We start from the raw sequence: 13,261 nt of genomic DNA on the forward strand, positions 1-13,261 counted from the left end.
GGCCGGTGATTAGGCCACATCGTCAGTCAAGGTCATTATTGTCTGGCGTAAATCGCACCTGTACCTCTGTTCCGCCGACGTCCCGTTGATGAATCTCACACTGCCCGTGCAGACTAGCGGCTCGGTCTTGCATAATCATCAGACCATAATGGTTTGGCCGTTTATTGGCTTGACCAATCCCACAACCATTATCAATGATAGACATGACGACATCACCTTGCTCTGCCGTGACTTTCACCGCGGCCTCAGTGGCATGAGCGTGCTTATAGATATTGTTCAGTGCCTCACGGGCAATGTTTACCATATGAATGGCTTGATGGTTAGGAACAAAGTCTGACGGTAAATTGAAATCGAGTGTAATGGGTAAGTTGGCGCGCTCGCTGAATTCATTGACTAAATTTTGCAGTGCGGCTTGCAATGTCGCTTCATTCAGTTTCAGGCGAAATGTGGTCAGCAACTCCCGCAGTTGGCGGTAGGCGATGTTAAGTTCATCACGCATTTGCTGTATCAATAGCTTACTGGGCTCAGGTAAGTCCGGAACTTGCATCTGCAAACAACTAATTTGTATTTTCAGGCAGGAAAGAGATTGCGCGATGGAGTCATGCAGTTCGCGCGCAATGGCTGAACGCTCCTCCATCAACAAGAGTTGCTGCTGATGTCTCGCCTGACTTTCCAGCGCCAATGTGCTGGTTAATTGCTCGACCAACATATTCACCAACTGTTGCTGATCTGAGTTAAGAGGGGTCCCTGAAGGGAGCTTTGCCAGCAATAAACCATATTGACCCAGCTTATCGCTCAAACTCCAGCTCACTGATTCACGTGCTGTCGGTGGGTTCACGGCAATGAATGACCCGCTAATGGTTAATTGTGTCGGGCGATTTTGTGGCGGTAAATATTCACCATCTAAATTATCAGCCAGTTGTGAGCGATAGAGGTGATTCTCGTATAAACAGATTTGCACATTTTCTAATGGTGTCAGTGCTTGCAACTGTTCGATGACCGGCACCAAACGCTCACTTAATGGCTGACGTGTATGCAATTGACGGCTGCTATGATAAAGGAAAGCCAAAACTTGGTTTTTCTGTTGTAAATCAGCCGTTTTCTGTGTGACTCTCTGTTCCAAATCACTGTATATCACCGACAGTTCCTGCGACATTCTATTCAGCGCTGCACCCAACATCCCCATCTCGTCTCGCTGATGAGACAAAGTAAAGCGCTGGCTGAAATCACCGCGTCCAATCGCATTCGCCATCGAGATCAATTGCAGCCATGGGCGCAATAAACGGCGGCGAAGATAATAAATGGTGGCGAGCATCAACCCCAGAGTCAACACAATGAACACCAACTGAATCATCATCACCAGTTGAAGACGCTGCTCGGTTTTATGGTCAATGGCTAATACCAATGCATCAAGCTGGCGGACAAAATCGGCCACACTGGCGGCAACATCATCGGGCCGTTTAGCCTGTAGCAGTTGCGGTTTTAAGGTGTTTTGCCAGTAACGTTCGATTTGTTGGTATTGGTTGGTTAACCCCTCCCGCTGGAGGGCGTACTGCAAATCATCGCTGGTTTTGTCCTGCTCCAGTGCCGCTAAATAGGGTAGATCCTCTTTATCTAACGGCACCATGGAAAGCAGCCGGTAACTTTGCATCCGCAAAGATCCCGCTGTATTGATGGCATGCGCGTTACCTTGAATGCTTTGAGCCATCCATGACGAAATCGTCATGCCAGCCAGCCCCAACATACCCAGTAGCATCATCAGCAAAGCAATCTGATTAACTAATGGAATTAGGTAACGTTTCATAAAGCGGGATCCCTGTCATTAATAAGCTGGCAACCTTGCCGTTGTTCATCCCACAGCGTGAGTGCTAGTGGGATTTCATGCCAGCGGCTGTCATCATCATACGGAACAGCATAGAAACTGCCAATAAAGCCAGCACACTACCGCACCAGATAAGTAACATCCAACCGACTCTCTTCCACCAAGGGGATTTCACTGGTTCAAGTGGTTGGGACGGTGATGGTGATTTCATCATTTAGTGATAGCCCTGTTCGTGATTGATTTTCCCTCGGAATACGTAGTAGCTCCAGAAGGTATAAACCAGAATGATCGGAATAATAAAGAGTGCGCCGACCAGCATGAATCCCAAACTTTGCGGGGGGGCTGCGGCCTGCCATAAGGTAATTGACGGCGGGATAAGATACGGCCAGATACTGATACCCAAGCCGCTGTAGCCCAAAAACACTAACAACAGGGTCAACAGGAAGGGGGCATAATGCCCGCCATGCTTGACTGCGCGCAGTAATGCCCAACTGGCGAAGAGCACCAATATAGGCACCGGTAGGAACCAGAACAAATTGGGCAGGCTAAACCAGCGTGCAGCAATCTGTGGGTGAGTCAGTGGTGTCCAAACACTAATAATGGCAATAATAAGCAGCATCATCAGGGTGAGTGGGCGCGCCAGTTTATGCATCACTTGCTGCACATGACCGTCAGTCTTCATGATAAGCCAGGTACAGCCAAGCAGGGCATAGGCAATGACCAAGCCTAAGCCACAAAACAGTGCAAAGGGGGTAAACCAGTCAAATGGCCCGCCACTGTAACTACGACCGGTGACTGGGAATCCGTGAATAAAAGCACCGACCACCATTCCCTGGGTAAATGTGGCAATCAGCGAACCACCAATAAAGGCTTTATCCCAGATATGCTGTTTCTCCGGCGTGGCTTTAAAGCGGAATTCGAACGCGACACCGCGGAAAATCAGCCCCAGCAGCATTAACGTCAGCGGGATAGCCAGTGCATCAAGAATCACCGCATAAGCCAGCGGGAACGCCCCCAGTAAAGCCGCGCCCCCAAGTACCAGCCAGGTTTCGTTGCCATCCCAGACTGGGGCGACACTGTTCATCATCAAGTCCCGATCACGGCTGTTTTTAACCAGTGGAAACAGGATGCCAATGCCTAGATCAAAGCCATCCATCACCACGTACATCATGGTGCTGAATACAATGATGACAAACCAAATCAGTGGAAGGTCGATACCCATAGTTAGCTCCTGTTTTGGTTATTGTCAGTGGTCAATACGCCGCTATCAGCATTGGGGTCACTGACTGCCGACAGTGGTCTGGCCGGTGTTGCGTGTTGACCGGGGCCGCCACTATCTTGTTGGCGACCTTCATGGGCGATTGGCCCTTTGCGGATAAGCCGCATCATATAAGCGTAACCCACACCAAAGACTGAGCCATACACCAGGATAAATATCAGCAAGCTGATGCTCATGTGCATTTCACCGTGGGATGACACCGCATCACTGGTGCGCTGTAAGCCATAGACGATCCACGGCTGGCGACCCACTTCGGTAGTAAACCACCCCGCCAGAATGGCAATCAAACCTGATGGCCCCATCCACAACACAAAATAAAGGAAGGGACGAGACTGATACAAACCGCCACGCCAACGCAGCCATAAACTCCAAAAACCTGCCAAAATCATCAACATGCCTAATCCGACCATAATGCGGAAAGACCAAAACACGATGGTTGAGTTAGGGCGATCTTCGGGTGGAAAAGATTTCAGTGCCGGGATCTGCTTATCCAGACTGTGAGTCAGGATAAGGCTGCCTAAATATGGGATCTCCAGTGCGAAACGGGTTTTCTCTTGCTTCATATCTGGCCAGCCAAACAGAATCAGCGGGGTAGGTTCGCCGGGTTTATTTTCCCAGTGACCTTCAATCGCCGCAATCTTGGCTGGCTGATGTTCCAGCGTATTCAGGCCGTGGGCATCACCAATAACCGCCTGCAGAGGGGCGACAATCAACGCCATCCACATCGCCATCGACAGCATTTTTCGCATCGCCGGAGTATCGCGTTTGCGCAGCAAATGCCAGGCGGCGGAAGCGCCGACAAAGAAGGCTGAGGCCAGGAAGGCAGCGGTCGACATGTGCAACAGGCGATAGGGGAAGGAGGGGTTAAAGATCACTTTTAGCCAGTCAATGGGCACCACTTGCCCATTAATGACTTCAAAACCTTGTGGTGTCTGCATCCAGCTATTGGAGGCCAAAATCCAGAAGGTTGACATGAGTGTTCCCAATGCCACCATGCAGGTGGCAAAGAAATGCAAGCCGGGGCCAACACGATTCCAGCCAAATAGCATCACACCCAAGAAACCGGCTTCGAGGAAGAAGGCGGTCAAGACTTCATAAGTCAGCAACGGGCCAGTGATGCTGCCAGCAAATTCAGAGAAAAAGCTCCAGTTGGTACCAAACTGGTAGGCCATAACCAGGCCGGACACCACGCCCATACCAAAGTTGACGGCAAAGATTTTTGACCAGAAATGGTAGAGGTCGCGGTAATCTTCATTTTTGGTTTTTAGCCATAAGCCTTCGAGTACCGCCAGAAAACTGGCAAGACCGATGGTAATGGCCGGGAAAATAATATGGAACGAAATGGTGAAAGCGAATTGGATTCTGGCCAACTCGAGAGCGGTTAAGCCAAACATAGCGACCTCGCTAAAAACATGGTACAGCCTCATCAAACTATAGAAGAAATCCTGCCACAGCGGCGATTGGGTGACACCGCCACGGGCAATTATTTCGCGGAGTAAACTTGGCAGTTAGTTAACCATAAGTTAAAGTGGCTATAATAGTGACAATTAATTCAATCTCACCTATAACAGTTGGCTTATGACGCGATATGAACAGTTAGCGCAACAAATCCGTGCGCAAATACAATCCAAGGTCTGGCAAGCGGGTGACAAGCTGCCATCACTGCGGGAAAGTTGTAAGCAATCGGGTTTAAGCTTAATGACCGTGGTGCAGTCTTATCAGTTACTGGAAAGTCAGGGGTGGATCGTGGCACGCCCGCAATCGGGATATTATGTTGCTTCGCGTCCAACCCAGTTACCGCAACCTCAGCGGGGGAAAAAACTGCATCTGGACGAGCAAGTAGACATCAATACTTTTATTTTTGATGTCTTACAGGCGGGAAAAGATCCGGCCATCATGCCGTTTGGCTCGGCATTCCCAGATCCGAGCTTATTGCTGCAACCTCGCCTGTCACGTGCTCTGGCGGGGGTTGCGCGTAAAATATCACCGCAAAGCTCGGTGACAAACTTGCCGCCGGGTAATGAAAGTTTGCGCCGTAATATTGCTCAGCGTTATGCCGCCAGTGGCATGAATGTTTCACCCGAAGAAATTGTGATTACCGCCGGTGCAATGGAGTCCCTTAGCCTGAGTTTGCAGGCGGTGACGCAGCCTGGCGATTGGGTTGTTATTGAATCGCCAGCGTTTTATGGTGCGCTACAGGCCATAGAGCGGCTGCGTTTAAAAGCGATTGCTATTACCACGCACCCGCAAAATGGGATGGATCTCGATGCTCTTGAACAGGTCATCAGCCAGTATCCAATCAAAGCCTGTTGGCTGATGACGCACTTTCAGAATCCGCTTGGTAGCACCATGTCCTGGCTTCAGAAAAAACGGCTGGTGGCGTTGCTGCAACAGAATAATATTTCGTTAATTGAAGATGATGTTTATGGTGAGTTGTACTTCGGTGCTGAGCGCCCCTTGCCAGCCAAAGCACTTGATCAACACCGCCAAATTCTGCATTGCTCCTCTTTTTCAAAATGTCTGGCTCCGGGATTTCGAGTCGGTTGGGTGGCGGCGGGAGAACATGCACAGCGGGTGCAACATCTGCAATTGATGAGTACCGTTTCGGCCAGTGTTCCGACTCAGTTAGCTATTGCCGATTACCTCAGTCAAGGGGGGTACGATACTCATCTGCGCCGGTTGCGCCGTATGATGGAACAGCGGCTAAACGCGCTGCGTCAGGCGGTGGTTGAGCATTTTCCCAAGAACGTCAAAATCAGCCATCCATCCGGAGGTTATTTCTTGTGGCTGGAATTGGAACCGCCATTTAATGCCAGTGAATTATACCGGCGAGCGTTGGCGCAGGGCGTCAGTATTGCGCCGGGACGGATGTTTACCACTGGCAATCAGTTCGATCACTGTTTTCGCCTCAATGCTTCATTTGCCTGGTCGGAGCAAAGCGAAAAAGCCATCCGCATTCTGGCTATGCTGATAACTCAATTGACCAGTAGTGTGGATAACCGCTCGCGCTAATCCTGCCATTTCCCCCTCTTTAATCGGTTAATCCTGATGGCTCCAGAAAATGGGGCCATAACCGCATGATCTGCTGTCGAAATAACCGCCTTATTGTTGCGCTTGTTATGCATAAACGTCTTTTTCCATCCTTTTACCCTCCATTTCCCGGCAGCAGAAATGCACCCAATTGATACATTGACTGCTCATTTATAGGGCGTTAAGAATCTCCAGTGTTGTGTTTGTGTTGCAAAAATGTGATCTGGCAAGGCAAAAATCAACATTGGTTCCTAATGCATACAATTTCGAGCCAACCCCCTCTAATGGGTCATTTTGCTGGTTAATATACAGTATGAATGTGAGTGATTTGCATAATTATGCATTTTAAAACTTTGTTTTTATGAGGTTTATACATTTTATTCACATAGTGAGCAGTGTGGCACGAAAGCTGCTCTACACTTTATATCAGGTGAATATATTTCATTCTTTATTGTTAACAGAATAAGAGATTTTGTTGGGCGGCAGGATTACACCTGACAACGAGTCTCTCCAACCCATATTTACGCTGATTAAAGAGGCCATTATGGAACAGCCAATTCCGGTTACCCGACAGTCTTTTGATGAATGGATCGTCCCAACTTATGCTCCCGCAGACTTTATTGTGGTACGTGGCGAAGGGGCGACACTGTGGGATCAACAGGGCAAATCTTATATTGATTTTGCCGGGGGGATTGCCGTCAATGCTTTAGGACATGGGCATCCGGCCGTAAAAGCCGCATTGATTGAGCAAGCAGACAAAGTATGGCATTTGGGCAATGGCTATACCAATGAACCGGTGTTGCGACTGGCAAAACAACTGATTGATGCCACCTTCGCTGAAAAAGTATTTTTCTGTAATTCAGGCGCTGAAGCCAATGAAGCCGCACTGAAATTGGCGCGTAAATATGCCTTGGATAATTTTGCTAATAAACCGGGACAGCAGGGCGAAAAGAACCAGATTGTTGCCTTTAGAAACGCGTTTCATGGCCGGACACTGTTCACCGTTTCGGCGGGAGGCCAGCCCAAATACTCGCAGGATTTTGCTCCGCTACCGGGTGGCATTAGCCACGGTATTTTCAATGATCTGGCCTCTGCCGAAGCCCTTATTACCGATCAAACCTGTGCGGTGATTGTCGAGCCGATTCAGGGCGAAGGGGGTGTGTTACCCGCAGACCGCGAGTTTCTGCATGGCCTGCGTGCATTGTGTGATCGCCATAATGCGGTACTGATTTTTGATGAAGTACAGACCGGTGTTGGCCGTACCGGTGAGTTGTATGCCTACATGCATTATGGCGTCACCCCTGATGTCCTGACCAGCGCCAAAGCACTGGGGGGCGGGTTCCCAATAGCGGCCATGCTGACGACCACAAAATATGCCAGCGCACTGAATGTCGGCAGTCACGGGACAACTTATGGCGGTAACCCATTAGCTTGTGCTGTGGCGGGCACTGTTTTATCTCTCATCAATACACCAACTGTATTGTCGGGCGTGAAAGAGCGGCACCAATGGTTCCTGGAGGGGTTGGCGGATATTAATGCGCGTTACAAGGTTTTCGCCGAAATACGCGGGCGTGGTCTGTTGATTGGCTGCGTGCTGAACAGTGATTATGCGGGTAAATCCAAAGATATCATTCAGGCCGCTGCCCAGCATGGATTAATCGCCTTAATTGCAGGCCCCGATGTCGTCCGCTTTGCGCCCTCACTGATTATTTCCCAGCACGATATTAAAGAGGGCTTGGCCCGACTTGCTAGGGGTATTGAGCAGGTCTGTCGTAAGGCTAAGTCGTAACACATCAGCCGTAGCACATCAGCCGTAACGCATCGGCAGTCAACAAGGACCTTGAATATGATGAGAGTTCGCCCGGTAGAACGCCGTGATTTAGCCGACATTCTGGAGTTGGCTGGGAAAACTGGCGTTGGCATGACCTCACTGCCACAAAATGAGCAACACCTCGCCGCCAGAATTGAGCGTGCATTAAATACCTGGCAAGGTTCTTTGGCTGCGGGTGAGCAAGGTTACCTGTTCGTATTGGAAGACACTGAGCGAGAGAAAGTGGTGGGCGTCAGCGCGATAGAAGTGGCGGTGGGAATGAATGACCCTTGGTATAACTTCCGCGTGGGGACACTGGTTCATGCCTCTAAAACCCTCAATGTGTACAAATCGGTACCGACGCTGTTTTTGAGTAATGATCACACCGGTTATAGCGAACTCTGCACACTGTTTCTTGACCCTGAATATCGCAAAGATAAAAACGGCCCCTTCTTATCGAAAGTTCGTTTTCTGTTTATCGCCGCATTTCGCCAGCACTTCTCACGTAAATTGATTGCCGAGATGCGCGGTTACACCGATGAACAAGGCCGTTCACCATTTTGGGAAAATGTCGGTCGGCACTTTTTCGCTATCGAATTTGCAAAAGCCGATTACCTGAGTGGGACGGGGCAAAAAGCGTTTATTGCCGAACTGATGCCGAAACACCCGCTGTATGTGGATTTTTTGGCAGAAGAAGCCCGTGCGGTGATAGGTCAGGTTCATCCTCACACCGCACCTGCTCGCGCGGTTCTGGAGACTGAAGGCCTGCAACATCAGGGATATGTCGATATCTTTGATGGTGGGCCGACTTTGGAAGCCAACACCGACGAAGTGCGGGCGGTGCGCGATAGCAGCCAGCGAAAAGTGGTTATTGATGATATTGATATTGACCCAAGTGGCAGCGCTTATTTAGTGGCCAATGACCGTTACCAAGATTTTCGATCCATATTGATTAACACCCATCTATCAGACGAATTTCTGCATTTAACCACTGACAATGCAGCGGCACTGGGTGTTGTGGCGGGTGATGTGGTTCGGATAATCAGCCTTTTTGCACCGGAGACCAAAAAATGACCCATCCTGCATTGTTTATTCAGGGGGAATGGCGCACCGGTAAAGGTGCCCATTTCGATAAACATGACCCTATGGAACAGCAATTATTGTGGCAAGCGCGTGCCGCTGATAGCGCAGATGTCGCCGCAGCTTGTCGCGCCGCGCGTGATGCTTTCCCCACATGGGCTCGAACGCCACTGGAACAGCGAGTGGCGATTATTCAGCGTTTTGCCGTATTACTCGAACAACATAAGCAGCAATTGGCGCGAACGATAAGTCTGGAAACCAGTAAACCGCACTGGGAAACGCTAACAGAAGTGCAGGCCATGATGGGCAAAGTAGCTATTTCGTTGCAAGCCTATCAAACCAGAACCGGTAGCAGTCAAACGCCGATGGCGGACGCTATCTCAGTGCTGCGGCACCGGCCACATGGCGTATTGGCGGTTTTTGGCCCTTATAACTTTCCCGGACATCTCCCCAATGGACATATTGTTCCTGCTTTGTTAGCGGGCAATACGGTGGTGTTCAAACCCAGTGAATTGACACCGGGAACGGCAGAAGAGACTGTCAAGTTATGGCAATTGGCAGGCATTCCTGATGGCGTACTCAATTTAGTTCAGGGCGGACGTGACACTGGCGAAGCGCTGGCGGCCCAACCTGATATTGATGGTTTACTGTTTACCGGCAGTGCCAATACCGGTTACCACTTACACCGGCAACTGGCGGGGCAACCGGAGAAAATTCTGGCGTTGGAGATGGGGGGGAATAATGCCCTGATTGTTGAGCAGGTCAAAGACTGTGATGCAGCGGTAAACCTCGCGATTCAGTCAGCTTTTATCTCTGCTGGTCAGCGTTGTACCTGCTCGCGCCGCTTGTTGATCAAGAGTGGCGCTGAAGGCGATGCATTTTTACAACGTTTTGTTGCGGTGAGTAAAGCGCTGCGTATTGGGCGCTGGGATAGTCAACCGGCTCCTTTCATGGGGGCGGTGATTTCATCTAAAGCGGCTGAAAAAATGCTGGCAGCACAGCAACATTTGCTGTCATTAGGGGGGAAAGCCTTATTAACCATGACCCGACCTGACAGCCAAAGTGCGGTTTTGACCCCAGGTATCATTGATATTACCGGTATCAGCGAGGTCCCTGATGAAGAGTATTTTGGCCCGCTGGTGAGTGTTATTCGCTATAGCGATTTTAACCAGGCACTAAAAATAGCCAATCAAACCCGATTTGGTTTAGCCATCGGTCTGGTTTCAGAAGACAGGCAACAGTTTGAACAACTGCTATTGGAAGCCCGTGCAGGTATTGTTAACTGGAATAAACCTTTGACCGGAGCCTCCAGCGCGGCTCCATTTGGTGGGGTTGGGGCTTCAGGTAATCACCGACCAAGTGCATTTTATGCCGCAGATTATTGTGCCTGGCCCATGGCATCACTCGAAAGTGAAAGTCTGACACTGCCTGCAACACTGTCGCCAGGCATTTCATTCGACTTACCTGATTAGCCCACTTATCTGATTAACTCATAGGTGCGAACGGAGAATAAGATGGCAGGATATGAAGTTAACTTCGATGGATTGGTTGGGCTGACACATCACTATGCCGGATTGTCTTTTGGCAATGAGGCCTCCACCAAGCATCAAAATACGCTCTCCAACCCACGGCTGGCAGCAAAACAGGGCCTGCTAAAAATGAAAGCGCTGGCCGATTTAGGTTACAAGCAAGGCGTTCTTCCCCCGCAAGAGCGCCCAGCGATGGGGGTTTTACGCCAGCTGGGTTTTAGTGGATCAGATGAGCAAGTATTAAGTGAAGTGGCACGCAAATCGCCACGGCTATTGTCGGCGGTCAGCTCCGCCTCATCAATGTGGACCGCTAATGCGGCAACAGTATCACCTGCCGCGGACAGCGCTGACGGGCGAGTTCATTTTACCGTGGCAAATTTGAATAATAAATTTCATCGCGCCATCGAGGCAGAGACAACTTCAGCAATATTAAAAAGCATTTTTAATAATCACCGTCACTTTGTTCACCACGATGCATTGCCTTCTGTTGAGTTATTTGGCGATGAGGGCGCAGCTAATCATAATCGCCTGGGGGGAGAGTATGACCGCCCGGCGATTCAGGTATTTGTTTATGGCCGTCAAGGGCTTGAAAGCGGGGCAATGCCCAGCCGATATCCTGCGCGCCAAACATTAGAAGCTAGCGAAGCCGTGGCACGTTTACACTTGTTAGACCCTGAACGCACTGTTTTTGTGCAGCAGAATCCGGCGGTAATCGATCAAGGGGTATTCCACAATGATGTTATCGCGGTCAGTAACCAAAACGTGTTATTCCACCACCAACATGCCTTTGTACCCGATATCCGAGTAATGGAAGATCTGCGTCGCAAAATGGGGCGAATTGAGCAACAGCTGCTCACCATTGAAGTGCCCGCAGCACAAGTTTCTGTCTCGCAAGCGGTATCGAGCTATCTGTTTAACAGCCAGTTACTGAGTAAACCCAATGGCAAGATGCTGCTGGTTATTCCACAAGAATCCCAGGAATGTCCCGCAGTGTGGGAGTATCTGTCTGAGCTGATAAGCAGCGGTGGTCCGATTGATGAGGTCAGAGTTTTTGACCTGCGCGAAAGTATGCACAATGGTGGTGGCCCGGCTTGCCTACGACTACGTGTTGCGCTTAATGATACTGAGTTAGCGGCAGTGAATAGCAGAGTGATGATGACACCCGCTTTGTTTGTTGCGCTGAATAATTGGGTCGACCAGCACTATCGTGATCGCTTGCAATTTAAGGACTTGGCTGACCCACAGTTGTTACAAGAAGGGCGGCAAGCATTGGATGAATTGACCAAAATACTCAATTTAGGTTCGATATACCCGTTCCAACATCCTTAATCGAAATATCAAAAATCGAACGGCATGAGCCATGAAAAAAGATAAGCAAAGGGAAGGGACGATGATGCCAGATTTTCTGTCAATCACCCTGGCGGGGTCCCCACCGCCACTCATTAGCGGCGAAACATCAAACCTTAAATGGCAATGGATGGATGAAGGGGTGCTGATGCTCACCCCCCACGGAACCTGTTCGCAATCAGTGGTGTTATCGGCCGGTGTCCATGGAAATGAAACAGCTCCGATTGAGATTCTAAACCAATTAGTCTCTGATTTATTAGCTAGTCAACTGCCATTAGCAGTGCGTTTGTTAGTGATATTAGGTAATCCGCCCGCTATCAGAGCCGGGGAACGCTATCTCACCGCAGATATCAATCGCATGTTTGGTGGACGTTATAAAAATTATTCACTAACTGATGAGGCAATACGGGCTGAAATCCTCGAACAAAAGGTGGGGGAGTTTTTTGCATCTGATCCACTGTCTTTACGTTTACATTATGATCTACATACGGCCATTCGGGGTTCACATCACAACCGATTTGGTTTGTTACCTTACCGAACAACGCCTTATTGTGCGGCAATGTTACGTTGGCTAAAAGATAGTGAGTTAGATGCATTAGTTATGCATACCTCGGTGGGAGGAACTTTTGCCCACTTCAGTAGTGAGTTCTGCCAGGCGGCCAGTTGTACGTTGGAATTGGGTAAAGCGCTACCCTTTGGGCAAAATCAGCTCGAACAGTTTAGTCCGATCACTGCGGGTTTACGTGCATTAGTCAGCAGAGGGCAATTGCCTACTCGATCTACCGAGCCAATGATATTTTATCGTGTCGTTAAATCACTCCTGAAGCAACATGCTGATTTTAAACTGTGGGTGGCGGATGACACGGTAAACTTCACTCGCTATCCGCAAGGAACATTGATGATAGAACAGCTCAATGAGCACTATCGCGTTGAGCATGAATATGAGTGGATCTTGTTCCCCAATCCGCGAGTTGCGCTGGGATTGCGTGCAGGGATCATGTTAGTGCAAATGGATGAAAATGAGTTACCGCAAGTATAAGTAAGGCTATACTCTAAGATAGTAACGCAAGTTAATATCACTACAGGGCGTTTTACTTAAGCTAAATTTAAAGGGGTATATCTTTTTTGCTATGTAAAATAGTTAACTCTTAGTCGTAATGGCTCATTTTTTATTCGTTGAATAAGAAATTATCTTATTTAATTTTATATAACTCGCCTGCCACTTGATAAACCTATCTAATTAATAACGTCATAAACCCACACTTTTTATAAACCTATCAATGCTATTTATACTTTTCTCTTTTCTTAGTTGCACCAAAAAGGATATTCACCGCTAATTATTTGTATTTTAAATAGCCGATAAA

10 protein-coding genes are annotated in these 13,261 nt (G+C 49.0%); 6 read left to right on the forward strand and 4 right to left on the reverse strand.

All coding sequences use genetic code 11. The features are described 5' to 3' along the window. Positions 1 to 22 precede the first annotated feature (22 nt). The 4 genes from narX to HU019_RS17165 all read right to left on the reverse strand — a co-directional run bounded on the left by narX (position 23) and on the right by HU019_RS17165 (position 4,495). On the reverse strand, positions 23 to 1,804 hold the full coding sequence (narX, locus tag HU019_RS17150) for a nitrate/nitrite two-component system sensor histidine kinase NarX (RefSeq protein WP_174850024.1): 1,782 nt from the start codon (positions 1,802 to 1,804) through the stop codon (positions 23 to 25). 64 nt (positions 1,805 to 1,868) lie between these two features. Further along, positions 1,869 to 2,036, reverse strand: coding sequence for a DUF2474 domain-containing protein (locus HU019_RS17155; RefSeq protein ID WP_071387004.1), 168 nt, complete (start codon positions 2,034 to 2,036; stop codon positions 1,869 to 1,871). Continuing rightward, entirely contained in the window at positions 2,037 to 3,044 is a 1,008-nt protein-coding gene (gene cydB, locus HU019_RS17160; protein ID WP_174850023.1) for a cytochrome d ubiquinol oxidase subunit II, read from the reverse strand. It lies immediately after the preceding gene. Positions 3,045 to 3,046: 2 nt separating this feature from the next. Continuing rightward, positions 3,047 to 4,495, reverse strand: coding sequence for a cytochrome ubiquinol oxidase subunit I (locus HU019_RS17165; RefSeq protein WP_174850022.1), 1,449 nt, complete (start codon positions 4,493 to 4,495; stop codon positions 3,047 to 3,049). Positions 4,496 to 4,679: 184 nt separating this feature from the next. On the opposite strand from HU019_RS17165, the gene HU019_RS17170 reads away from it, so the two are divergent. The 6 genes from HU019_RS17170 (at position 4,680) to astE (ending at position 12,936) form a co-directional block, all read left to right on the forward strand. Beyond that, positions 4,680 to 6,113, forward strand: a complete 1,434-nt coding sequence (locus HU019_RS17170; RefSeq protein ID WP_174850021.1) for an aminotransferase-like domain-containing protein — start codon at positions 4,680 to 4,682, stop codon at positions 6,111 to 6,113. A 562-nt stretch (positions 6,114 to 6,675) separates the two neighbouring features. Beyond that, positions 6,676 to 7,920 (forward strand): aspartate aminotransferase family protein, encoded by a 1,245-nt coding sequence (locus HU019_RS17175; RefSeq protein WP_174850020.1) that lies wholly within the window; start codon positions 6,676 to 6,678, stop codon positions 7,918 to 7,920. 57 nt (positions 7,921 to 7,977) lie between these two features. Then, positions 7,978 to 9,015: an arginine N-succinyltransferase gene (gene astA / locus HU019_RS17180; RefSeq protein WP_174850019.1), complete on the forward strand. Its 1,038-nt coding sequence runs from the start codon at positions 7,978 to 7,980 to the stop codon at positions 9,013 to 9,015. Beyond that, positions 9,012 to 10,493: a succinylglutamate-semialdehyde dehydrogenase gene (gene astD / locus HU019_RS17185; protein ID WP_174850018.1), complete on the forward strand. Its 1,482-nt coding sequence runs from the start codon at positions 9,012 to 9,014 to the stop codon at positions 10,491 to 10,493. Before astA ends, astD begins: the two co-directional genes overlap by 4 nt. A gap of 42 nt (positions 10,494 to 10,535) precedes the next feature. Beyond that, positions 10,536 to 11,879, forward strand: a complete 1,344-nt coding sequence (astB, locus tag HU019_RS17190; protein ID WP_174850017.1) for an N-succinylarginine dihydrolase — start codon at positions 10,536 to 10,538, stop codon at positions 11,877 to 11,879. A 64-nt stretch (positions 11,880 to 11,943) separates the two neighbouring features. Next, complete coding sequence (astE, locus tag HU019_RS17195; protein WP_174850033.1) at positions 11,944 to 12,936, forward strand: succinylglutamate desuccinylase; 993 nt, start codon at positions 11,944 to 11,946, stop codon at positions 12,934 to 12,936. Positions 12,937 to 13,261 lie beyond the last annotated feature (325 nt).

It is taken from the genome of Yersinia artesiana, assembly GCF_902726545.1.
Classification (GTDB): domain Bacteria; phylum Pseudomonadota; class Gammaproteobacteria; order Enterobacterales; family Enterobacteriaceae; genus Yersinia; species Yersinia artesiana.